The 22,074-nt window shown below is 55.4% G+C and carries 24 protein-coding genes; 6 read left to right on the top strand and 18 right to left on the bottom strand.

The features are described 5' to 3' along the window. From LJE94_02050 to LJE94_02020, 7 genes are all read right to left on the bottom strand, one after another. The coding region (locus LJE94_02050; protein ID MCG6908888.1) for a hypothetical protein at window positions 1-220 on the bottom strand (220 nt) is incomplete at its 3' end. Window positions 221-369: 149 nt separating this feature from the next. Then, a complete protein-coding gene (locus tag LJE94_02045; protein MCG6908887.1) occupies window positions 370-582 on the bottom strand; it encodes a hypothetical protein in 213 nt (70 codons plus the stop codon). A gap of 9 nt (window positions 583-591) precedes the next feature. After that, window positions 592-1,257, bottom strand: coding sequence for a nitroreductase (locus LJE94_02040; protein ID MCG6908886.1), 666 nt, complete (start codon window positions 1,255-1,257; stop codon window positions 592-594). Window positions 1,258-1,451: 194 nt separating this feature from the next. Then, a complete protein-coding gene (nadE, locus tag LJE94_02035; protein MCG6908885.1) occupies window positions 1,452-2,261 on the bottom strand; it encodes an NAD(+) synthase in 810 nt (269 codons plus the stop codon). Window positions 2,262-2,418: 157 nt separating this feature from the next. Next, window positions 2,419-4,695, bottom strand: a complete 2,277-nt coding sequence (locus LJE94_02030; protein MCG6908884.1) for a xanthine dehydrogenase family protein molybdopterin-binding subunit — start codon at window positions 4,693-4,695, stop codon at window positions 2,419-2,421. Between the two features lie 66 nt (window positions 4,696-4,761). Next, complete coding sequence (locus LJE94_02025; GenBank protein ID MCG6908883.1) at window positions 4,762-5,637, bottom strand: xanthine dehydrogenase family protein subunit M; 876 nt, start codon at window positions 5,635-5,637, stop codon at window positions 4,762-4,764. Next, window positions 5,634-6,131, bottom strand: coding sequence for a (2Fe-2S)-binding protein (locus tag LJE94_02020; protein ID MCG6908882.1), 498 nt, complete (start codon window positions 6,129-6,131; stop codon window positions 5,634-5,636). The genes LJE94_02025 and LJE94_02020 overlap by 4 nt, the downstream gene beginning before the upstream one ends. A 694-nt stretch (window positions 6,132-6,825) precedes the next feature. On the opposite strand from LJE94_02020, the gene LJE94_02015 reads away from it, so the two are divergent. Beyond that, window positions 6,826-7,026: a cold-shock protein gene (locus LJE94_02015; GenBank protein ID MCG6908881.1), complete on the top strand. Its 201-nt coding sequence runs from the start codon at window positions 6,826-6,828 to the stop codon at window positions 7,024-7,026. A 161-nt stretch (window positions 7,027-7,187) separates the two neighbouring features. On the opposite strand, the gene LJE94_02010 is transcribed toward LJE94_02015, so the two are convergent. From LJE94_02010 to rhlB, 4 genes are all read right to left on the bottom strand, one after another. Continuing rightward, on the bottom strand, window positions 7,188-7,763 hold the full coding sequence (locus tag LJE94_02010; protein MCG6908880.1) for a rubrerythrin family protein: 576 nt from the start codon (window positions 7,761-7,763) through the stop codon (window positions 7,188-7,190). 21 nt (window positions 7,764-7,784) lie between these two features. Beyond that, window positions 7,785-7,979 carry a ferredoxin gene (locus LJE94_02005; protein ID MCG6908879.1) on the bottom strand — a complete coding sequence of 65 codons (195 nt, stop codon included), beginning with the start codon at window positions 7,977-7,979 and terminating at the stop codon, window positions 7,785-7,787. A gap of 317 nt (window positions 7,980-8,296) precedes the next feature. Then, window positions 8,297-9,418: an A/G-specific adenine glycosylase gene (gene mutY / locus LJE94_02000; GenBank protein ID MCG6908878.1), complete on the bottom strand. Its 1,122-nt coding sequence runs from the start codon at window positions 9,416-9,418 to the stop codon at window positions 8,297-8,299. A 37-nt stretch (window positions 9,419-9,455) separates the two neighbouring features. Next, the gene (gene rhlB / locus LJE94_01995; protein MCG6908877.1) at window positions 9,456-10,925 is read right to left on the bottom strand and encodes an ATP-dependent RNA helicase RhlB; all 1,470 of its coding nucleotides are present in this window, start codon (window positions 10,923-10,925) and stop codon (window positions 9,456-9,458) included. 280 nt (window positions 10,926-11,205) lie between these two features. Here rhlB and LJE94_01990 point away from each other — a divergent pair, with 280 nt between their 5' ends. From LJE94_01990 to LJE94_01970, 5 genes are all read left to right on the top strand, one after another. Then, window positions 11,206-11,916 (top strand): DUF1638 domain-containing protein, encoded by a 711-nt coding sequence (locus LJE94_01990; protein ID MCG6908876.1) that lies wholly within the window; start codon window positions 11,206-11,208, stop codon window positions 11,914-11,916. A 31-nt stretch (window positions 11,917-11,947) separates the two neighbouring features. Continuing rightward, window positions 11,948-12,535, top strand: coding sequence for a tetratricopeptide repeat protein (locus LJE94_01985; GenBank protein ID MCG6908875.1), 588 nt, complete (start codon window positions 11,948-11,950; stop codon window positions 12,533-12,535). Window positions 12,536-12,657: 122 nt separating this feature from the next. Further along, on the top strand, window positions 12,658-12,900 hold the full coding sequence (locus LJE94_01980; protein MCG6908874.1) for a hypothetical protein: 243 nt from the start codon (window positions 12,658-12,660) through the stop codon (window positions 12,898-12,900). 539 nt (window positions 12,901-13,439) lie between these two features. Beyond that, window positions 13,440-13,898, top strand: a complete 459-nt coding sequence (locus LJE94_01975) for a MarR family winged helix-turn-helix transcriptional regulator (protein ID MCG6908873.1) — start codon at window positions 13,440-13,442, stop codon at window positions 13,896-13,898. A gap of 206 nt (window positions 13,899-14,104) precedes the next feature. Then, entirely contained in the window at window positions 14,105-14,677 is a 573-nt protein-coding gene (locus LJE94_01970) for a class I SAM-dependent methyltransferase (GenBank protein ID MCG6908872.1), read from the top strand. A 10-nt stretch (window positions 14,678-14,687) separates the two neighbouring features. On the opposite strand, the gene LJE94_01965 is transcribed toward LJE94_01970, so the two are convergent. The 7 genes from LJE94_01965 to LJE94_01935 form a co-directional block, all read right to left on the bottom strand. Next, entirely contained in the window at window positions 14,688-15,434 is a 747-nt protein-coding gene (locus tag LJE94_01965) for an ABC transporter ATP-binding protein (protein MCG6908871.1), read from the bottom strand. 5 nt (window positions 15,435-15,439) lie between these two features. After that, window positions 15,440-16,207 (bottom strand): ABC transporter ATP-binding protein, encoded by a 768-nt coding sequence (locus tag LJE94_01960; protein MCG6908870.1) that lies wholly within the window; start codon window positions 16,205-16,207, stop codon window positions 15,440-15,442. 1 nt (window position 16,208) lies between these two features. Further along, window positions 16,209-17,918, bottom strand: coding sequence for an AMP-binding protein (locus tag LJE94_01955; GenBank protein MCG6908869.1), 1,710 nt, complete (start codon window positions 17,916-17,918; stop codon window positions 16,209-16,211). An 85-nt stretch (window positions 17,919-18,003) separates the two neighbouring features. Then, window positions 18,004-19,044, bottom strand: a complete 1,041-nt coding sequence (locus LJE94_01950) for a branched-chain amino acid ABC transporter permease (protein MCG6908868.1) — start codon at window positions 19,042-19,044, stop codon at window positions 18,004-18,006. A gap of 2 nt (window positions 19,045-19,046) precedes the next feature. Beyond that, entirely contained in the window at window positions 19,047-19,916 is an 870-nt protein-coding gene (locus LJE94_01945; protein MCG6908867.1) for a branched-chain amino acid ABC transporter permease, read from the bottom strand. A gap of 105 nt (window positions 19,917-20,021) precedes the next feature. After that, window positions 20,022-21,338, bottom strand: coding sequence for an ABC transporter substrate-binding protein (locus LJE94_01940; GenBank protein ID MCG6908866.1), 1,317 nt, complete (start codon window positions 21,336-21,338; stop codon window positions 20,022-20,024). Window positions 21,339-21,474: 136 nt separating this feature from the next. Further along, window positions 21,475-22,071 (bottom strand): TetR/AcrR family transcriptional regulator, encoded by a 597-nt coding sequence (locus tag LJE94_01935; protein MCG6908865.1) that lies wholly within the window; start codon window positions 22,069-22,071, stop codon window positions 21,475-21,477. Between the last annotated feature and the right edge of the window lie 3 nt (window positions 22,072-22,074).

Raw genomic sequence — 22,074 nt, 5'->3', positions numbered from 1 at the left:
TGGGGCCGCTTCTTCGCAGCGGGGAAATCAGCCTGCCGGGGTGGTTGAGGCGATCGGGCAGGGCCTTGGCCCTGGCGCAGATATAGCCACGGTTGCGGTAGCCTTCGGGGTCACCCTTGATCGTCACCACACGGTTGTTTTTTACACCCACGATCAGGGCACATCCGCCATGGTCCATCCTGGCACAATGTGTTTTTCTCCACTTCAGCGCTTCAGACACGGCTTCATTCCTTTCGTTGCCGCTGGCGTTTCCTTGCAGTTGCAACACCGTTGGGTACTCTACCAGCAAGTCGGTGATAAAGCAAACCCCGTGGTTGCAACGCCTTGGCAAATAGGGCCTTGCCGCCAAATAATGCACGGGTTAGCCTTTTACTCTCCTGCACGAGAGAAAGGCGACCTCAAAAGGGAGGTGGTCGAATGATTTGGTTTCGCCTCCCACACCCATGTATCGGTACCGTTGGAAGGGTGCTTATGGGCGTTGTGCGGGGTCAGGCCGAAACGCAGGGCCACGTCATGGTAGGCGCTCCAGATCCTCTGTGCGAACAGATCGATGTTCCTGTTTTCGGCGTCTCGAATTTTCATTACCCGCCTCTACTCGATCCAGGTGAACAGCTCTTCCATGGGTGCCCGTTCGCGCTGGAAATTGTTTACCGGGGCGTTTTCATCGGGCCAGCCGATGGCTGCACCGATGGCCAGGCGTTTGTTTTCCGGAATTGGCAGGAGTTTGCGCACCACATCCGGAAAGGTGACCGAGGCTGCCAGGGCGGCCGTGCCCAGTCCCCTGTCGCAGGCCAGAAGCATGAATGTCTGCAGGAAGAGCCCCACGTCCAGCATGGCATATTCCACGAGAAGGTTCTTGTCCAGCAGGATCAACAGCAGTGCCGGGGCATCGAACATAAAAAACATATCACCGTAGTAGTTCGTTCTTCCCTCGATGTCCTCGCGCGGGATCGAAAGAGAGCTCAACACGCTTTTGCCCACGTCCCGATATCTGGTCTTGTTGGCATCGGGCCATTTTTGGGGCATGGGGATGTCGGGCGTAGAGGTCGCGCCGGCCATCATTGCCCGTCTGTTTTCATCTTTGAACTTGTCCAGGGCCGCCCCTGCGACGACGATCAGTTCCCATGGCTGGGTGTTTCCCCAGGACGGGGCCCACGAGGCATCGGCAATCAGCTCCTCGATCACTTCCCTGGGTACGGGCGTCGGCAGAAATTTTCGGACGGTTCGACGGCTTTGAATACATACGTTTGTCTGCATACACACTCCTTGTCAAATTTTATGCAAAATTCTAGTATTACCATACCGGATGCGGCAAGTCGGTCGCATCGCAAGGCGAACACATTATCGGAGAGCGGCAAAGAACCTTTTCCAGCGCGGGTGCAGGAATGAGCCGTCGCGATCAACATGGCTGCCAGCAGGGGAAATCCCCAGCCGCGGAGGGAAACCTTTAATTAAGCCTTCCACACCGGTTTCTTAAACTCGCTTTTTTTGACGCTCTCCGGGATTTCCAGCACCGGAATAGGGTCCATTTTATGGCGGTTAGCCTTGTGAAACCTGCGAAAAATGGCGAGAATCTCCTCCTGGCGGGATGTCAGTGCTTCCTGTTTGAGCGAGTTTTCATGGCGCATGGCCCATTCCAGTTCGGCATACGTGGCACCTATCTGGCTTTCATCGGTGCGGTTGTCCTCCCAGAGCCCGTCCGTGGGGGGCGCCTGCAGGATCTCTTCGATAATGCCCAGGGACTTCCCCAGGGCATACACTTCCGATTTCATCAGATCGGCGATGGGGGAGATATCCACGCCGCCGTCGCCGTATTTGGTGTAAAAACCCACGCCGAAATCCTCCACCTTATTGCCGGTGCCCGCCACCAGCATTCTATGGTGGGTGCCAAAGGCGTACAGGGTTACCATGCGGAGGCGCGAGCGGGTGTTGGCCATGGTCAGTCCGTCCTGGATCTCCTTTGGCAGCGTTTTTTCAAATGCCTGAAAAGGGGGCGTCAGGTCGATGTGAATTCCGGAAACGTTGCTGAAATTTTTTTCGAGCCAGGCGATGTGCTTGCCGGATCTGCTTTCCTGGGTCTTGTCCTGGTAGATGGGCATGTTCAGGGGGTGCACCCTGCGGCCCGTTTTCGCACACAGTGTCGAGGTTACCGCCGAGTCGATACCTCCCGATACCCCGACGGCAAACCCTCTTAACCCCGACTTTTCACAGTAGTCGTCCAACCATTCAACGATATAATCGATCACCCTTTCACTGTTCATGATTGCCTTCCTTATGGGGTAAAATTCAACCTAAAGTTCAAGTCGATAGCACTTGCGGTTTTTTACACAACGGGTTGTGAATGTCAATTTATGAAGGAGATTATGTGGGCGGAATGGTGCGGCAAAGCCGCCTGTCACTATCAGCCCGCAGCCTGTCTCAACTAGATGTGGGCTTACGGTTTTTTAGTATTTTTTCCGGCGTAATGGGCAAGTCCTTACAGCGGTAGCCGGTCGCATTATAGACCGCTTCGGCAACGGCCGGTGCGGTTGGAGACGCCAATCCTTCCCCCGCTTCTTTGGCGCCGAAGGGGCCGTCCGGCTCGTAGGTTTCGATGCAGACGGATTCGCCGGGCGGCATGTCCATCGCGGTCAGCAGTTTGTAGTCCAAAAAGGTGTTGGTGAGGGTTCGGCCTTTCTCCATCACCAGTTCTTCGGAAAGGGCGTATCCGAGCCCCATGTGGATGGATCCTTGCAGCTGCCCCTCCACCGACATCGGATTGATTACCGTGCCGCAATCGTGGGCGGTGTACATTTGTTTCACCTGCACGACGCCCGTTTGCTCGTCCACGTCTACCTCCGCCACCTGAGCGCCAAAGCTGAAGGCGGGTGTTACCAGACCCTTGTTTCTGGGTGTGTAATACCCCCGGGCCACGATCGGCACCCCTCTGTTGGCCTTTTGAACCATGGCCACGGCTTCACCGAAAGCCATGCCGCGGTCGGGCTTGCCCTTGGCCTGTACGCGGCCGCCCTTGCACTCCATGTCGAAAATCACGTTGAGGTTGAAGCGGGCGGATATGGCACCAAAAAGAATTTCCTTGATCTGTCGGGACGCATCCTTGATGGCATTGCCGGCCATGAGCGTTACCCGGCTGCCCCAGGTACCCAGATCCGCCTGGGGGGTTATGGCCGTGTCGGCCGCGGTCAGCCTGATATCCTCCATGGCCAGACCCAACTCTTCCGCAAGGATCTGTTTGAGAACCGTGTTGGCCCCCTGGCCGATGTCGGAGGCCATGGTGAGAAGGTGGGCCGTTCCGTCGGAAAAAACCTTCACCTCCGCAGCGGAGAAGGGATACTGGGTGTTGAACCAGTTGAAGACGCCCCCGGATATGAAGCTGTAGCAGCCGATGCCGATGCCGTAGCCTTTCTTTTTCTTTTTGCGGTTGCGTTTCCAGTTGGACATTTCCCTGACCGCTTCCAGCGATTCGATGAAGCCGCAGCTGGAAACGGTGGCCACGTCGGGAATGGTGTCGCCCGTGACCATGGCGTTCTTGATGCGCAGGTCGATGGGGTCGATGCCCAACGCTTCAGCGGCCATGTTCATCTGCGACTCCGCCGCAAACAGAGACTGAGGCGCACCGAATCCTCGCATGGCGCTTGCCGGCGGCTTGTTCGTGTACACGTGCTGTCCTATAAAACGATAATTGGGGTAGCGGTAGAGCATGGCACCGAAGTTGCCGCACAGGAAGGTGGCTGTGGGGCCCATGGCGTTGTATGCGCCGCCGTCCAGGTAAATATGGAGGTCCTTGGCCATGAGGGTCCCGTCTTTTTTAAAGCCGACCTTGCTTGTGAGTCGCATGGGGTGACGCCGGCGCCCGGTGGTCAACTCCTCCTCGCGGGTGAGGGTGAACTTGACCGGCCTCCCGGTAAGCTTGGCCATAAAGGCGGCACAGAATTCCCATGGGCGCAGCTCCATTTTCCCTCCGAAGCCGCCGCCGACAGCGGGTTTGATTACCCGGATGTCGTTTTCACGCATACCCAGGGTGGATGCCAGCAGGCACTGAACGATGTAGGGTGTCTGCGTAGAGGTCCACAACGTGATGCGTCCGTCGAGGTCGCACTGCGCCAGGGAGGAGCAGGGCTCGAGATAGGCGGGGCTTACCGCATGAACCGTGAAGACGTCTTCGCGCACATAGTCGGATTCTGCAAACCCCTTCTCGATGTCGCCGTAGGCAATTTTCCTGTCCACGCTTATATTGTTGGGGGTGGCGGCGTGAATGACCGGTGCGTTCTTCCCGACAGACTCGCTAACATCGAATACCGCCGGCAGTTCCTCGTACTCGACATCGATCAGTGCCACGGCCTCTGCGGCCGTATCGGGATCCACGGCGGCCACGGCGGCGACTTCATCCCCGATAAAACGAACCTTTCCCACGGCGAGGGGATATTCATCCTGGGTGGCGGGAAACAGACGCCAGTTGCCGTATGTGACTTTCGGTGTGTCCTCACCCGTGATGATGCATTTTACACCCGGCAGTCGACGGGCCCTGCTGACGTCGATCCCGGTGATGCGTGCATGGGGAAGCGGACTGCGCAGGAGCTTACCGTGCAGCATGCCCGGCAGTTTGATATCGTCCGTGTAGACGGCGGTGCCGGTGGCTTTTTCGCGGGCGTCGACCCTGGGAACATCCTTGCCGATTTGAGAATATGCGTCCATGTGAATTCCTTGACGTTAGCTAAGTTGAGCGTTTCAATGGTATCGCTCAGATTAGGTGTTCGTATTTCAGGCCCTGCGAGCTCTTTTGCAGGCCTGTATCAGCGCCCGTTTGGTCAATACCGCCACCATTTGATTGCGATAATCCCTGGTGGCCCTGACATCGGTTATGGGGGCGGCTTCCCGGGCGGCGCTCTCCCCGGCCTTTTCAGCCTTGCGCTCACTGAAGGTGGTGTCGATGACGGCACGTTCGGCTTTCGGGGCCCGTATGGGAACGGGGGCGCATGCGCCGACAAACACCCTCGCATCTTTCACCTTGAGACCTTGCATGACTACCTGGGTTCCGACGCATACGGCGGAGCAGTCGACTTTTCCCCTGGCCGACAGGTGGACATAGGCGGCACCGGATGCAGGCGGGGGCGGGGGGACGGTGACGGCTGTGACGATTTCAGCCGGTTTCAGCGCCGTAATGCCCGGCCCCTTGAAAAAGTCCTCCAGCGGGAGCGAACGCGAACCGTCGGGGCCGGCAATGGAGAGGGTCGCCCCCATGGCCAACAGGGTGGGCGCGTTGTCGGCGGAGGGCGACGCATTGCAAATGTTGCCGACAATCGTGCCCATGTTGCGGATCTGCACATTGGCGGTATTCTGTGCCGCGTCGGCAATGGCCGGGTATATTTTCCGGATGGAGGGATGTGCGGCCACATCGGCGATGAGGGCCGTCGCTCCGATAACCAAGCCCTTTTTCGGACCGATGCTGATGCGGTCGAGGTTCTTGATCCTTTTCAGGGCCACAACAGCCTCCGGCTTTATCAAGCCGTGTTTCCGTTTTATCAGCAGGTCCGTGCCGCCTGCCATGACATAGGCGTTTTCACCCAGCCTGGCGAGTAGCCCCACGGCCTCTTCAATGCTTTCCGGAGCGGTGTAGGTAAACCCCGAGCGTGTCATCGCTTCTTCCTCTTTTTCGATTTTCGGTTCATGGTTTCTGCAGAAGCGGCGATCGCCTCTACAATTTTGTTATACCCTGTGCAACGGCACAGATTCCCGGAAAGCCCTTCCCGAATTTGTTCGTCGGTGGGGCGGGGATTCTTACTGAGAAGGTGATAGGCGGACAATTCCATACCCGGCGTGCAGAATCCGCACTGGATGGCACCCTTTTCGATGAAGGCTTCCTGAATGGGATGGAGTTCTTCCCCCGAAGGGGCCAGGCCCTCCACCGTCATGATTTTTTTCCCGTCCGCTTCGACCGCCAGCGTCAAGCAAGAGCTTACCGATCTTCCTTCCAGGATAACCGTACATGCGCCGCAGTCGCCTGAGCCGCAGCCAAGCTTGGTTCCTGTCAGGTTTAGGTCTTCGCGCAGGACCTGGTTGAGGGTACGCCAAGGGTCGACGGCCAGTGAGTAGGTGTCGCCGTTGACCGTGAGTTTGATGTCATGTTTCATCTCTGCCGGCTCCTTGTGGAAAACATAGCTTTATAGTAGCTTTAATATAGCTTTGTTTGCGTACTATGTTTAAGGAGGGAAAGCAAGCCTAACTTAAAACAAATTGTGCTTTACAAGGCAGATGCCGTAGCTTATGCATCTTCTACAAGCAAGGGCTGCAGAGGGTTGCATACCACCCCAATACAGGGCGCACTGCGTCACTCCAACGGCGGCAAAGGAAAACAATAAGGACATTCGCAATCCGGTGCATTACCATATGGTGCTGAACACGGGTTTAATGAGTATCGAAGCCTGCGTAGACATGATTTGCCTTTATCTGCACCACGCATGTGAAACAAACTGAAAGGCCGCATCTTGCGGAAAAAAGTAAAAATGAGGTGCCGTGTGGCGCAGTGCTGCAAAAAGCAGAACGCTCCGTGTCGCTTATCGGCGGCGTGAGATTGCGGTTCGGGATCAGGGGCAGGGAGTTTCAAAACGATTTTAATTAACGCTCAGTAAGCCTTTTTTTTTCGTTTTTTACAATAATATGCTGAAAATAAGCTTGATTTTTATAAAGAATGTGTTTATAATAGCGCCAATCAATAAAGGCGCGTTCTATTCGGCGGGCCGGTTCATTACTAGCGGGGAGATCCATTTGTCGTGTTGACAACCCGAAGTAGAACCATGAGAATTTTTTTGAAAGGAGGGTGTCACAATGGCAAATGGTATCGTGAAATGGTTCAATAACAGCAAAGGTTATGGCTTCATTGAACAGGAAGATGGACCGGATGTATTTGTTCATCATTCCGGGATCAATGCAGTCGGTTTCAGGTCTCTCGATGAGGGCGACAGGGTTACCTTCGATATTGAGGAAGGCCAGAAAGGGCCGGCAGCAGTCAACGTAACCGTTGTTTAGCGACTGTTTGATCGAAAAATAGAAACGGCGCCCCGAAGCATGTTAGGGGCGCCGTTTTTTTGTGTCCCATGAGGGGAGTGGTAGAAAATCCCTCTTCTAACGACGAAGCCTTCGGCTTTAGCTGAAGGTAGTGGATTGCCGCAACGTCGCAACGCCGGGTTTCACCAGTTTTCACACAACAGTTCGAAATACCCTTGCGGTTTGACGCATGCCGGGCATTTTTCCGGCGCTTCAGCACCGGTGTGTATATAACCGCAGTTTCGGCAGCGCCAGACGGCTTCATCCTTTCTTTTGAACGCGCGGTCCGCTTCGAGGTTGCCAGCAAGTTCACGGTAGCGTTTTTCGTGCTGTTTTTCCGAAATGCTGATGGCATTCCATGTGTCGGCGGCGCGCTGAAATCCCTCCTCAACGGCTATTTTTGCAAACCCCGGGTAGAGCTCTGCATGTTCGAACCTTTCGCCATCGGCGGCGGCAATTAGATTTTCATACGTATCCCGGATGGTGCCGGCAGGAAACGAACCGGTAATCTCCAACTCACCCCCGTTGAAAAATTTAAAAAAACGAAGGGCGTGTTCACATTCCTGGTTGGCGGTTTCATCAAAAATATCGGCTATTTGTATATAGCCCTCCTCCCGGGATCTGCGTGCGAAATAGGTGTAGCGGTTGCGTGCCTGGGATTCACCTGCGAAGGATGCCAACAGGTTTCTGGCTGTCTGGCTGTCCCTGAATTTTCCCATTCTGCACCTCTCTGGTTCAGGTTATTCTTCTATAATCTCGATGGCATCCGCGCCGCATTCATCAACGGCCTGCTGTACCACGGTTTCAAGATGTTCCGGAATCGGGTCCATTTTAACGATGGACATGAGCTCATCTTCGTCATACTCGAAAACTTCAGGACAGAGTTTGTTGCAGTTTCTATCTCCCATGCATTGACTGGTTACACGAACTTTCATTACGACCTCCTTCTTGTTGGTTGATGGATACTTGATCCTAAGTTGAGCGTTTCAAATTTTAAGAGTGATCAAAACAAACCTATTTTCAATTCAAACCCTGTTGGGACCCATGTATCGCATGATTCATGGCCCGGGTCAATATTTGAAACGCTCAATCCCGCAACGCCGGGGTCGACTTGGGTTGAATGATCACGGCGGTTGTCGGGTTAATTCGTCAGCCTCCCCAAACAGACCGCACATACCACTTGAAAGCGGCATCGGGCAACCGTTGCTACTGCTTCCGTCCGCCATCTTTTATATATACGTTGCCACGTCGTTTATGCAACCTTGGGGTTCAGCACCCTGCGGAGGGCCGGCAGGAATTTGTGATTGGCTTTCGGGAGGGGATAGGCGTCGATTTCGTCCAGGGCGATCCAACGGTAGTCTGCCGGACCGTTCAAGCGAACCCTGCCTCCCACATGCCGGCAGACGAATACGTCGGCCTTGATTTTAAAGTGGGTGTAGGCGTGTCTGATACCGGCGACACGCGCCTCAATGCGGGTCGTCAGGTTCAGCTTGGTTTTCACGACCCGCGGGCAGGCGGCTTCCGGTGATTCGCCCGGGCCCAGGCGCCCATTGGGAAATTCCCACAACCCACCCAGAAGCCCCTGCTCCTGCCGCCGGGTAAGCAGCACCCGGTTGTTTTTCACCACGACGGCGATAACGAGGGTGTGCTCAGGAAGCGGTTTTCTTTTTATCTTTTTGGGGAACTCGGCTGTGCTGCCGCCTTCAAAAGCAAGACAATCGGCCCGCAGGGGGCACTGGGCGCACAGGGGGGTAGCCGGCCTGCAGACCAGCGCCCCCAATTCCATGAGCGCCTGGTTATAGTCCGCAGGTGAATCCGGGGGCATCAATTCTTCGGACTTCTTTTTAAACACGGAATAAGAGCGCTGAACATTGACCGGCGCATCGATGCGGAAGAGTCTCGCAAAAACCCGCTTGACGTTTCCGTCCACGACCGGATGGGGCTGGTTGTAGGCAATGCTCAAGACGGCGGCCGCAATGTAGTCTCCCACACCGGGCAGATTCTTGATCTTATCCATGTCGTCCGGAATCGCACCGTCGTGGGTGGCGACAATCTCCTTGGCCGCCCGGTGCATGTTTCGGGCCCGGCCGTAGTATCCCAACCCCTCCCACAACTTGAGAACATCCTGAAGATCGGCTGCGGCCAGGGCGTAAATATCGGGAAAACGGGCCAGAAATCGGCGGTAGTAAGGAACGGTCGTTTTGACCTGGGTCTGCTGGAGCATAATTTCGGAAATCCAAATTTTGTACGGATCACGCGTTCGACGCCATGGTAAATCGCGCCGGTGGCGACGGTACCAGTCCAGCAGTTTTTTGGTTATGCGGCGGTTTTTCTCGAGGACCATGTGTGACGCGTTTTCCAGAAATATGCCCAAGCTTTCCGATGCGGATCAGGCGGTTGCAGGTTGGGGGTTAGGATTTTCGACGGGGGGCCTTTCCGCGGGCGCTTGGCCGCGCCTTTCTGTTGCTGGGCGGCCGGCGTCTGCGCGTTTTGGTTTTGACCGGTTTGGGCTGAACCAGCCAGCTGTCTTCCGGCCGGGTGCAGCGCAGTTCGAAACCGATGAAATCCTCGATGGCGGGAATGTAAAATGCGTCCTCTTCGTCGGCAAAGCTGATGGAGGTACCGCTTTCACCGGCCCTCCCCGTGCGTCCGATGCGGTGGACGTAATCTTCGGGATCTCTGGGCAGCGTGTAGTTGATAACATGGTCCATGCCTTCGATGTGGATGCCGCGACCGGCAACATCGGTGGCGACCAGCACCCGTATTTTGTTGCCTTTGAATTGCTCCAGGCGGCGGAGGCGCTTTTTTTGAGGGACGTCTCCTGAAAGGGTGGAGCACCTGACCCCATGTCGGGTCAGCTTTTCCGAAAGACGCCTGACTTCATCGCGACGGTTGCAGAACACCAGGACGCGCGGGAGATCCTTTTTGTCGATGATGTTGAACAGCAGGGCGAATTTTTCATCCGTGGTCACGATGTACACTTTCTGTTCGACCGTATCCACGGCAACCTGTTCCGGTTCGATTTCGACCGTTACGGGGTTGCGGGTCCATGATGTGGCCAACCTGACGATATTTTCAGACAGGGTGGCGCTGAAGAGCAGGGTCTGCCGCCGGTCTTTTTGGGGCGTGCTGTAAATGATGTTGCGAACATCGGGAATGAAACCCATGTCCAGCATCCTGTCCGCTTCGTCGATGATCAATATCTCTACGTCCCTCAGCGTCAGGTCGCGTTTTCTTTTGAAATCCAGCAACCGGCCGGGGGTGGCCACCACGATGTCCAGAGCGCCTTCGGACAGGGTGCGGCGCTGTTTGACGTAATCCATTCCACCGAACACCGACACGATGTTGATATCGGTGTATTTGGACAGTTCGCGCGCTTCTTCGGAAATCTGGATCACAAGTTCGCGCGTGGGGGCCAGAATCAGCACTCTTGGTGAGCGCGATTTTTTCGGCTCAGACGGCGGATTGGTCAGCAAATGGGTGATGATGGTGATGAGAAAAGCCGCCGTTTTGCCCGTACCCGTCTGTGCCCGCCCGGTGGCATCCCTGCCGTCGAGCGTGCTGGGCAGAATTTCGGCCTGAATCGGGGTGCAGTATTGAAATCCAAGATCGAAAACGGCGTGCATCAGGGGTGCCGGCAGATCGAAGTCGTGAAAGCGTGTCCGCCCTTCTACCGGTGGGACGTCGAAACGGGCCGGATCCCAGTCGTCGTGGAGATCTTTCCCGTTTTTTTTCGGAGTCGGATGCACGGCCTTGCCCTTGGCCCTGCGTTTTTTACTATACTTTTTCCGGCGCGGAGGCCGTCCTGGTTTGGCGGTGTCCGGTGGGGCGGCACCGGACGCGTCTGCCGTCGGCTTGGTGTTGTCAGCTTTTTTTTCCAGAGCGCTTTATCCTTTCATTCGCAACAGATCTAAGCCTCGAGGTTGCGTAACCAATATGGTGTTTACCTTCGGGCTTTACAATGTTGTAATGTAATATCGCTTTTGAGGTAATTTTTAAAGCGCTTATTTTTTTTATAAATTTTCGGACCTATAACCCGAAATAAGGTTGCCGAAATAAAACGCATTGATTGCCGAGGGCCGAGGCATGATATCGTACAGGGCAACGGCTGAAAATATATCGGCTTGACAGGCTCGGTCGGCCGGAATTATAGCAGGATGCATGAAAAATGGAATGGATCTGCCATCGCAGGCCGACACAACGCTCCCCCGGGTCGTCATCGCCTGCCGGATTATGCAACCCGAACTGGATGCCCTTAACGGCACGGGCGAACAGGTCGAAATTCGCTATCTGGACCAGAGTATGCATGAAAAACCCGTGCAGATGCCGTCTGTGATTCAAGTTGAAATCGATGACGCGGCGACCTACGCCGGGCAGATCGTCCTGGGGTATGGCCTCTGCTCGAACGGCATCGTGGGAATCGTGGCGCCGCCCCAGGGGCTGATCGTTCCGCGGGTGCATGACTGCATCGCCCTCTTTTTGGGTTCGCGGGACGCCTATGAAAAAGAGTTCTACGAGGAACCCGGCACCTATTACCTGACACCGGGATGGGTGGAAGACCGCAAGGACCCGCTGGGGATCATGGAGTACACCTATCTGCCTAAAATGGGGAGGGAGAGAGCCGAGTGGGGTATCCGCGAAGAGTTGAAAAACTATACCCGCATTCTCATGATCGACACCCAAGCGGCGGACACGGCGTACTTGAGAAAAATAGCCCGGGAAAACGCCCGTTTCCTGGACATACAATATGTGGAGATGCCCGGTAACCCCGATTATTTCAAAAAGCTTTTATTCGGCCCCTATGCCGAGGCGGATTTCATTCATTTGAGGCCGGGAGAGGTCCTGCGGCAGGAGATGATCATCGACCCGTGACAATGAAGCTATCGATGCCTATAGTTGGGTAATGGAAGCAAAAAACACGAAAATCGAAGGCTACGTGAAAAGCCAGACCGTCGTGATTCTGGTAATCCTGGCACTGGCGGTGGGCTTTGTCGGCGGCATTGCGCTTACCATTTACAAACTGGATGCAGAAACGTCTTTCTCCCGTCAGCATAGCCAGCAGAACAAGCCCGGTGACAGGGATGGTATGCTGGCGGCCCTGGAAAAGGAAGTCAAACGCAATCCGCAAAATGCCGACGCCTGGGTCCAACTGGGACATCTCTATTTCGACCGTGATGAGTATAAAAAGGCGATATTCGCCTATGAGAAATCTCTGGAGCTGGCCCCGGACAATACCAATGTCCTCACCGATCTGGGCATCATGTACCGCCGCAGCGGCAATCCCAGAAAGGCCGTGGAACTGTTCGACAGGGTGATCGCCATCGACCCGCAAGAGCAGAACGCCCGCTTCAACAAGGGGGTCGTGCTTTTGCACGACCTGAAGGACAAAGCGGGCGCTATCGCTGCCTGGGAAGGGCTGCTGGAAATCAATCCGGTTGCCATGGCGCCCAACGGGCAATCGGTGGACGAGCTCATTCAGCAGTACAAGTAAAGGCATGGGTCGTGATCGCCAAGCGATCACGACCCATGCCTTTACGGAACGCGGCTGCGCCGCTGTTTCGGCATGCACCTTCCTTAGCCTTAAGCCGAACAAAAAAATGGGCAAATAAATCGATGAACCACAATCTCTACCTGTTGCTCGGAAGACAGCTGGTCTCCCAGGCGGGGGGCCGGTTTCACATGCTGGCCGTGGCCTTCATGGTGATGAAAACAACCGGGCCACCGGCCAGAATGGGCCAGGTGCTCTTCTGCTCGATCTTTCCCGGGATGGTCCTGGCCCGGGATGGTCCTGGGCATCGTGGCCGGGGCGGTTATCGACCGCTACAGCCGCAAGAGGATCATCGTCGGTGCCGATGATGCCGCCCGTGGGCTGATTCTCATGGCATGGCATTGCTCTAGGTTGCCGACCAGCTGTCTTTCACGCTGCTGTTGTCGGCCCAGGTGACCCTTTCCATCTGCACGGCCTTTTTCGACCCGGCGATTCCCGCCATTCTATCCCAGCTCGTGGTAAAGGACCAGCTGGCACAGGCCAAATCAAAAACCCAGCTGATGAGCGGTATAGCTACCATGGACGAGGATTGTGGCCGGTAATCTGCAGTCGGTGGTCAGTATCCGATGGCTTAACGGCATGTCCCGCAAATCGCTTCAGCAGGAATAAATCCCCGCTACATATTTTCGGAACTATGGAAGTATTACACTAGCAATTTGAAATTTAATGCTATTATTCACATGTAGTTCAAAGCGTTAGCCCTGAGCTTTCAGTTTCGTCGCTGCGATATCGGGGTTATTGGGCAGCCTGCTGAAACACGAACTAGGAATTCTATAAAATGACGAATTTTGAATCAGAGTTTCATCTTTTTATTGACATTAGTGTATATGTGCTATACGCTAATGTCATGATGGAATCGAAAATACATCTTCTCCACGAACGCTTCATGAGGATCGTCGACCTGGCGGGCAAGCTCGAAAAGATGCCGCGCCGTTTCGGCACGGGGGAGGCCCTTAAGAGCCGGGAAATCCATCTCATCGAAATCATCGGCGACCACAATGAAGCGCTCAGCGTCACCGATCTGAGCGGATTGCTGGGCATCACCAAGGGGGCCGTATCCCAGAATTTGAAAAGGATGGAAAAAAAGGGGTTTACGCTAAAAAATTCCGATCCGCAGAACAGCTCGCGCTCGATTGTCAGGCTGACGTCCAAGGGGAAAACGGCCTATTATGCCCACCGATACTGGCACGAGAACATGGATGGGGGTTTCAAGGCCTATTTCACGGATCTGGATGCGGAGAAGATCGACTTTCTATTTGACTTCATCGACAAGGTGGAAGATTTTATCAAACGGGCCATGCAGTAAAAAAAATTGACTAAAGTGTATATCTGCTATACACCATGGTTTTCAGAAAGGAATTCCGCCGTTCTTTGCGACTTTCTGACTGAAAAACCAACCCGGATAAAACCGGAAATTCCAATATCGAATATCCATGCGGGAGAATACGGAGAAAAATTCTGTGTAAAAATAATTTGATTTCAGCAAATTAAGCACTATGAAAGGAGGAGGGCATGTTGGAACAGACAGAAAAAGAAAACCTATCTCCGCATGTGTGTCCGCACACCATTTCTTTTTTTTTGGACAACTGGTTCAGAAAAATCGTCCAGAACCCGAAACGTATTGTCGGCCCCTATATCGAGCCGGGGGACACGGTCGTCGACGTCGGCTGCGGACCTGGATTTTTTTCCATTGAAATGGCAAGGCGGGTGGGCAAAAGCGGCCGGGTTGTGGCCGTAGATTTGCAGGAAAAGATGATTGCCCATGTGAAACGAAAGGCGGCCAGGTACGGGTTGATGGATCGCATGGATTTTCACCAATGCGAAGCGCACCGCATCGGGTTGACCCTCAGGGCGGACTTTGTTTTAGCCTATTACATGGTCCACGAAACCCCGAGCCCCTCGCTCTTTTTTAAAGAGGTTGCCGACATGCTCAAGGCGGGCGGCCGGATGCTGGTGGTGGAACCAAGGTTTCATGTCAACAAAAGCATGTTTGCGGAAACCGTGGAAGCCGGCGAGAATGCCGGCTTGACGGTGATCGAGGTTTCCAAAAATATGGGTGGCCGGCGCGTGCTTTTCGGAAATTAACGGCGGCCTGTTAAAGTCCCAGATAGGTCTTACGCAGGACTTCATCCTGGAGCAGTTCGTCGCCGGTACCCTCGGCGATGATTTTGCCGGATGACAGCACATAGTTGCGGTCGGCCATCTTGAAGACGGCATTGACTTCCTGCTCCACGAGCAGCACGGTGATGCCCATGTCGCGTATGTCGGCGATTTTTTTGAACACCTCCTCTTTCATGATAGGAGCCAGGCCGGTGGAGGGTTCATCGATGCACAACAGTTTGGGGTTGGACATGAGCGCCCGACCGATGGCCAGCATCTGCTGTTCGCCTCCCGACAGCGTTCCTGAAATCTGCTTCGAGCGTTCTTGCAAGCGGGGGAACAGGTTGTAAACATTTTGCAGGCTGTCCTGCTGCTCCTGCCGGTTTTTGATCAAATAGGCACCGGCAATCAGGTTTTCCCGGACGGTCATCTCGCGAAAGGGCCTGCGCCGTTCGGGACAGTGGATCAACCCCCTTTGGGCGATTTCATGGGCAGGGACCTTCTCGAGATGCTCGTTGTCGAACACCACCTCGCCTTGCAGCGTGATATCTCCTTCGGCGGTTCCCCTGTGGATACCCTTTTCCCAGATGACAAGGCCGGTGATGGCCCGCAGCAGGGTCGATTTTCCGGCCCCATTGGGCCCCACGAGGCTGACCAGTTCGCCCTTGTCCACATGCAGTCCGATGTCGTTGATAATCATGGCCTTGTCATAGCAGACGGTCAGATTGGATACGTTCAACAGCACGGCTATATGCCTCCTTCCCCAAGATAACATTCGATGACTTGCTTGTCTGCACAGACCACTTCAGGCTGTCCGTCCGCCACCATGGTGCCGAAATTGAGCACGATCACCCGGTCCACGATTTTCATGAGCTGCTGCAGTTTGTGTTCGATGATGATCATGGCCGGACCTTCGCTGTGCAATCGGCCGAAGCGACCGCCCTTGTGCAGCCTGTGGATCGATTTGGCCATTAGATCGGTTTCCGCCGGGCTCAGGCCGCCGAAGGGCTCATCCAGGAGCAGCAGTTCCGGTTCCGTGGCAATGGCCCTGGCCACCTCCAGCCTTTTGAGGTCCCCCTGGGAAAGGGTCGACGCTTTTTCAAGGGCCATGTCCGAAATGCCGGCAAACTCCAGGGCATCCATGGCTTTGGCCTCGATGCGCTTGACCCATTCGCCGCGCTTCATGGCCCGCGGGCACAAACAGGAAACCATGACATTGGCGATGATCGGCAGCCGCCTGAAAGGTCGCATGTTCTGGAAGGTGCCGGCAACACCCAGGTTGACGATATCCCATGTTTTCATACGGGTGATGGATTTGCCTTTGAAAAGGATGGAACCGCTGTCCGGTTTCAAAAAGCCGGTGATCAGCCTCAGCAGGGTCGTCTTGCCGGCGCCGTTGGGCCCGATGAGGCCGATGATCTCGTCTCTGTTCATATTGAAGGTGACGTCGCTGACGGCCTTCAACCCACCGAAGCTTTTCGTAACGCCGTTGACTTCCAGAAAAGGCACAGCCATATCAACTTTCCTCCGCTTCTTCTCTCAGTTCCCGCCGCGACACTTTGCCCACGTCTGTTTTGGGAAGCTCTCCTCTGAATTCGACGATACCGGGAACCTTGTAGTGGGCCATGTTGTCCTTGCAGTACTGGATGATTTCCTCTTCGGATATCTTGCCCCTGGCTTCGCTCTGCAGCACCACATAGGCTTTGATGATATTGCCGACCTTCGGGTCCGGAACACCGACCACACCGGCGGCTTTGACCTGCGGGTGACCGTAAAGGGTCTCCTCCACGTGGCGGGCGAAAACCGAGAACCCCTTGTGCTTGATGAGGTCGCGCTTGCGGTCGAAGAAATAAAAATAACCCTCCTCGTCCATGCGCACCAGGTCACCGGTCCGCAGCCACATTTCGCCGTCGATTTCCACGAAATCCTCGGTGATGCTGTCCGGGCGCTGCCAGTAGCCCTGCATGATGTTAGGGCCGTTCAGAATGAGTTCACCCTCCTCACCAACGGGCTTGAATGCCGTGCCGTCGATGTCGATGATGGCTGCACGCATGTTGGGAATGGGGACGCCGAACGAGCCCTTTTTAGGACGATCCGGGGGGGTGGTGTGACTCACGGCCGTGGTTTCGGTCATACCGTAGCCTTCCAGTATCCGAGTGCCTGTACGGCGCTCCCACCCCTGAGCCGTGGAGTCATGCAGGGTGTCTGCGCCGCAGACAACGATTTTGAGCCGTTTCCAGTTGACCCTGTCGGCTTTTTCATGCTCCTTGAGGTATTCGTACAAGGTGGGCACACCGTAAAATGCCGAGGCCCGGTAGCGCTCGATGGATTCGAGAATTTCGTCCAGGTCGGGCGTCGTGAACAGGACAATCGTGTTTCCCTGGGTGAGGCCGCCCAGCATGAGCACCACCTGACCGTATATGTGAAAAAAGGGCAGAAAGGCGATGATGGTTTCATTGCCTTCCTCCATAAAAGGCCAGAAGGACCGAACCTGTTCCTGCAGGGCAACCATATTGTAGTGCGTCAGCATGGCTGCTTTGGGAAGACCGGTGGTCCCGCCGGTGTAGGGCAGGGCTGCCAAATCCTCTCGGGGGTTCAGGGCCACATCCGGCAGATCGGGCGGATATTGTCTCAAAAGGTCCTTGAAGGTGTGCAGGCCGGCCTGCTTGATCCGGTCCGGAGTGGGAGCGCTGCGCCCCTGGTAGGCCTTGCTCAACGCCGCCTTGCCGAACAGCTTTTTCAGTTTGGGCAGATAATCCCCGATGTTCGACAAAATCACGTTGTCCAAGGCCACGCCTGAGCGCTCCACATTTTCATAGAGCATGTCTTCGCAGACAATGGTCCTGGCCTGGCTGTCGGTTAACTGATGCCGCACCTCCTGGCTCGTGTATACCGGGCTGATAGGGGTCACTTTGGCTCCGGTTTTCAGGGCGCCGAAATAGGCGATCACGTACTGGGGGCAGTTGAGCAGATAGAGCGAAACGGTGTCGCCTTTTTTAACGCCCATAGCGGTCAAGGCAGCGGCAAAACGGTTGGTCGACTCTTTCAGTTCTTTATAGGAAATCTTCTTGCCGTAAAAGACCAGGGCGGTTTTTTTGGCGTAGGTGTCGGCCATGTCGTCAAACAGCTCGTGGACCGTCTTTTCCGGGATTTCGACGCTGTGGGGCACCCCTTCGGGGTAGTACTGCAGCCAGGGTTTACGCATATAGGCTTCTTTGGGATCCATAGAGACGCTTTCTCCTCCTTGTCCTGGGTATTTCACCATTATTCGATCATTTCTGGCGACAACCCGTGTTCCGCCATGGGGCGGGTCAGTGTATTTCCGCGTTGCACACACGGCAGTTTTTGCGGGTCGCGATGTTGCGGACTTTGCAGCGCGGGCATTCGTTTTCGATTTTGTCCCGCAGCCAGGGCAGCAGACCCTGGGGCATGAACAGCAGGATCAACAATATGACAAAGGCGAACATCAGCATGCGCAGTTCCGGCCACAAGCGGAAAAACTCCAGCAGGGGAAACAGGATGAAGACGGCGCCCACCGGTCCCCAGATGGTCACGACCCCGCCAAAGACCGACCAGATCACCACCTGAAAGGACATGTCGACCTCGAGGGTAGACGGCCCGGCGATGCGCATGAAGTGGGCATACAGACCGCCGGCGACCCCGGCGAAAAAGCCGGCCAGGCAGAAGGCCAGCAGCTTGTAGCGGGTGGTGTTGATGCCCGCTGCCCGCACAGCCACTTCATCTTCACGGATGGCATGGAAAATGATGCCGGTGTTGGAATCGGTTATCTTCCACATGGCAAAGACCAGCACCAGCGTGACAGGGACGATGATGTAGTAATTGGTCACCCTGGAGCGGGCCAACCGTTTCAGCCCGGAAATGCCGAGTTCGCCGCCGGTGAGATCTGGAAACGCGAAGACCAGTCCCATGAGGATGATCGGGAACGCCAGGGTGGTGAGGGCCAGATAGGTTCCCCGCAGCCTGAGGCAGGGGATGCCGATGATCAGGCCCACCAGTACGGCGGCCAGCGCTCCCAAGGGGATGCTGGCAATGGGCGGCAGCCCCAGCTTGTGGTTGAGCATGGCGGCCCCGTAGGCCCCCACCCCGAAGAACAGGGCGTGCCCGAAGTTCATCTGGCCCGTGAACCCTGACAGCAAATCCCAGCTGGCGGCGAATATGGCAAAAATACTGGCCAGGATGATGATGCGCAGCAGATAGAGGTTGCTGGTAAAAAGCGGCAGAACCAGCAGCAGCAAGATGAACAGGGCCACGATGATCCGGCTGGGCAGGACGAAAATTTCGCTTTTGATAAGTTTGAAGAATTTGCCGATGTAATAGCGTATCAGATCCATGCCTATCTCTCTTCCTCGAAAACAACTCCGAAAAGACCTTCCGGCCTGAGCAACAGCACCAGAATCATGATGGAAAGCGCAACCGACCCTTTGAGGAACGCCCCCATGGGAATCAGAAAAACCACCAGCGATTCAGCCAACCCCAGAATGTAGGCGGCAATGAAGCTGCCTTTGATGCTTCCCAGCCCCCCCAACACCACCACGGCCATCATCATGATCAGGGGGTGCTTCCACATCAAAGGATCCACGATGGTCAGGGGGGCGACGACAGCGCCTGTCAGGGCCGCCAGGGTTATGGAAATGCCCACGGTGATCAGCGCCACCCGGCTTTCGTTCATGCCCATGAGGTTGGCCACTTCCCGGTCCTGGGCCGTGGCCCGGATGGCCACCCCCAGTCGGGTGTTCATCAACAGAAACCGCAGGGCGCCCAACACAACCAACACCGCCACGAAAGTGATCAGGTGCTGGTAGAAAATCTTTACGCCGAAAAAAATAAAATAGCCGGCCACGATGGGCGGGACACTGAGGTAGTCGCCCGAAAAAATGATCAGCATCACCTCCTGCAGGGCGATGGCCAGAGCGATCGTACCGATCAGGACGGCGGCTTCATGCTCGCGGATGGGGTCGATAAAGATCTTGTAAACAATCAACCCCAAGACGGGTGCGATCACGATGCCGGCCAGCATGCCCGCGAAGAGAGGCAGCCCCAGCCTGTGGGAAGCAAAGTAAATACAGTAGGCCGCCACCATGTAAAACGCGGTGTGGGCGATGTTGACGATGCGGGCCACCCCGAAAACCAGGGAGAACCCGATGGCCAAAAGCGCGTAGGTACTGCCGTTGATGATGGTCGTAATCAGAATGTCCAGTAGCATAGGGCCTCACAAAATAAATTTTCAGTGATGGTTGATAAACAATGATGCTCTCGAACACCCTCGAGCCCCATGTCAGGATCTAGGTGTTCGAGAGCGGATGAAAACTTATTTTTTATAGGCCTCGATGATCCAGGGCGCGATTTTATAGGGCTGAATCCCTTTGTAGGTGATTTCAGGCGCGCCCTCGGCCGCCTTCCACTTGTTGGGCCAGACACCTACCATCGTGCCGTCCTGCCACTGGACCCCGAGGCTGGTGAGATAACCGGGGCCCCAGCGCAGGTCGTGCAGCGGCCGGCCCTCATCGTCCTTGATGTAGGCCACTTTCCCGGACGGGACCAGGTGCACGTCGTTTTCCATGAAGGCCACCAGCTTGTCCGCATCCAGCGAGCCGACCTTTTCAACAGCCGGGACGATGGCGTATACGATGGCGGAATAGGTGTCGGCCGTATAGGTCGGTGCTTCACCATATTTTTTCGTGTAGGTGTCCATGAAGGGCTTGGTGAGCTCATTCATTTCGACGCCCGGGCAGTACGTGTTGAGAGTCATCACATAGTTGCCCATGCCCTGGGTGGCATTCCAGAAACCTTCTTTTTGGGCTTCCACATTGATGCCCACCTGGGCGGCCGGGATTTTGAGCTCGCCGGCCTGGCGTGCAAAAGGAATACCCACGGAAGACGAGAAGATGGTGAAAATCAGATGCGCTTCCGACCGCTGGATGGCTGAGAGTTCGGCGGTCACATCCGTGGCCACGGGCGAGGGTCGCCAGATTCCCACAACCTCCATGCCCATTTTGGGAATGAACCCTTCGGCGGCCTTGATCATGGGATCCACCCACATGGCTTTTTCAGCTGCGATGGCAACTTTCACTTTTTCTAGACCCAGGGTTTGTTTAAGGATGGCGCCCACGGTTGCCATCTGGATGAAGCAGGTCCTGACCAAAAATCGTGAGTTGAAGGGTGTTCCCCGGAAAAAATACTTGTAGGTGTCGTAATCTTTGGCCACCCGTTCACAAAGCTCGGGGTGAGCGGCGCCGCAGCCGATGAAGATGGTCTTGTAGTCCATGGCGATGTCCTGCATGGCCAGCACCGCCTCGCTGCGGAATCCGCCCACGATGAAATCCACCTTGTCGCGGGTCACCAGGAGTTCCATGGCATTGGTGGCGTCGGTGACGTTCAGGAATTCGTTGGAGTCGGCCTTGACCAGTTCGATTTTCATCATCTTGCCGCCGACCTTGACCCCGCCTTTGGCATTGATCTCTTCGGCCGCCATCGTGGCGCCGTTCCAGTGCCCCTTGCCCTGCACGAACTGCATGGGACCGATGACGCCGATCTTAATGGTCTTGGCGCCCCAGGCCGGGCCGATCAGGAAGAACACGGCCACACAGGCCATTACCAGAATCGTGATGGGTTTGATCGGTTTCATGTTTCCTCCTTTCCTTACCTTGATGGTTGTTGGTATTAGCATTTCACAAGCGCACGGCTTGAAATAACGTTTTAAGGAGGGAGGGTCGCCTCCCCACGGCCATGGAACGCAATATCCGGTACAGTTCACGTATTTGCTAAGATTGCCTCGATGCGACCTTTTTCAGGCCGTTTAGCGAAAAATCATTTATGAACCTGACCAGCTCCGGTACGGATACCCCTTTGCCGGGGTGATACCAGAGCCTGCTGCGCGTGATCATGCTGGCAATCATGAACCCGGCTAGCTTTTCATTCACCGGTGCGAACACATTCCGCTCGACACCCTTGCGGATGATCCGGCGGATAATGCGGTCATACCTGTCGCGCATGGCGATGATGGCCTTACGTCTCCGAGGAGGCAGCTGGTCCAGGCCGACATCGAAAAGCAGCTTTGCAGAACGCCTGAAACTGAGGGTTGTTTCCAGGTGGCTCTCAATGAACAGCCGAAGCTGAACCTCTGGATCGCCGATGTCATCCTCTTCAAGGCATGCGATGGGCGCTATGATCTGTTCCATCTCTTCAAGCAGCACTTCGTAGAGGATGTCTTCCTTTTTTTTGAAGAAGTTGTAAATATTGGCAGGCTTGCATCCATAGGCGTCGGCGATATCCCTCAGGCTTGCGGCATTGTAGCCTTTTTTCCAGAAAAGTTTTCTGGCGATGTCGAGCATTTTTTGCTTGGTGCCGGTTCCCATCATTTC

The sequence above is a fragment of the Deltaproteobacteria bacterium genome (assembly GCA_022340465.1).
Taxonomy (GTDB): Bacteria; Desulfobacterota; Desulfobacteria; order Desulfobacterales; family B30-G6; genus JAJDNW01.
The sequence above is the reverse complement of the archived record's forward strand: the minus strand, read 5'-3'. Positions and strand labels throughout refer to the sequence as shown.

Excerpts from the sequence above, each read along its gene's own strand:
- LJE94_02045 (MCG6908887.1), bottom strand. The coding sequence starts at position 582 with ATGAAAATTCGAGACGCCGAAAACAGGAACATCGATCTGTTCGCACAG.
- LJE94_02040 (MCG6908886.1), bottom strand. The coding sequence starts at position 1,257 with ATGCAGACAAACGTATGTATTCAAAGCCGTCGAACCGTCCGAAAATTT.
- nadE (MCG6908885.1), bottom strand. The coding sequence starts at position 2,261 with ATGAACAGTGAAAGGGTGATCGATTATATCGTTGAATGGTTGGACGAC.
- LJE94_02030 (MCG6908884.1), bottom strand. The coding sequence starts at position 4,695 with ATGGACGCATATTCTCAAATCGGCAAGGATGTTCCCAGGGTCGACGCC.
- LJE94_02025 (MCG6908883.1), bottom strand. The coding sequence starts at position 5,637 with ATGACACGCTCGGGGTTTACCTACACCGCTCCGGAAAGCATTGAAGAG.
- LJE94_02020 (MCG6908882.1), bottom strand. The coding sequence starts at position 6,131 with ATGAAACATGACATCAAACTCACGGTCAACGGCGACACCTACTCACTG.
- LJE94_02015 (MCG6908881.1), top strand. The coding sequence starts at position 6,826 with ATGGCAAATGGTATCGTGAAATGGTTCAATAACAGCAAAGGTTATGGC.
- LJE94_02010 (MCG6908880.1), bottom strand. The coding sequence starts at position 7,763 with ATGGGAAAATTCAGGGACAGCCAGACAGCCAGAAACCTGTTGGCATCC.
- LJE94_02005 (MCG6908879.1), bottom strand. The coding sequence starts at position 7,979 with ATGAAAGTTCGTGTAACCAGTCAATGCATGGGAGATAGAAACTGCAAC.
- LJE94_01990 (MCG6908876.1), top strand. The coding sequence starts at position 11,206 with ATGAAAAATGGAATGGATCTGCCATCGCAGGCCGACACAACGCTCCCC.
- LJE94_01985 (MCG6908875.1), top strand. The coding sequence starts at position 11,948 with ATGGAAGCAAAAAACACGAAAATCGAAGGCTACGTGAAAAGCCAGACC.
- LJE94_01980 (MCG6908874.1), top strand. The coding sequence starts at position 12,658 with ATGAACCACAATCTCTACCTGTTGCTCGGAAGACAGCTGGTCTCCCAG.
- LJE94_01975 (MCG6908873.1), top strand. The coding sequence starts at position 13,440 with ATGATGGAATCGAAAATACATCTTCTCCACGAACGCTTCATGAGGATC.
- LJE94_01970 (MCG6908872.1), top strand. The coding sequence starts at position 14,105 with ATGTTGGAACAGACAGAAAAAGAAAACCTATCTCCGCATGTGTGTCCG.
- LJE94_01960 (MCG6908870.1), bottom strand. The coding sequence starts at position 16,207 with ATGGCTGTGCCTTTTCTGGAAGTCAACGGCGTTACGAAAAGCTTCGGT.
- LJE94_01955 (MCG6908869.1), bottom strand. The coding sequence starts at position 17,918 with ATGGATCCCAAAGAAGCCTATATGCGTAAACCCTGGCTGCAGTACTAC.
- LJE94_01950 (MCG6908868.1), bottom strand. The coding sequence starts at position 19,044 with ATGGATCTGATACGCTATTACATCGGCAAATTCTTCAAACTTATCAAA.
- LJE94_01945 (MCG6908867.1), bottom strand. The coding sequence starts at position 19,916 with ATGCTACTGGACATTCTGATTACGACCATCATCAACGGCAGTACCTAC.
- LJE94_01940 (MCG6908866.1), bottom strand. The coding sequence starts at position 21,338 with ATGAAACCGATCAAACCCATCACGATTCTGGTAATGGCCTGTGTGGCC.
- LJE94_01935 (MCG6908865.1), bottom strand. The coding sequence starts at position 22,071 with ATGATGGGAACCGGCACCAAGCAAAAAATGCTCGACATCGCCAGAAAA.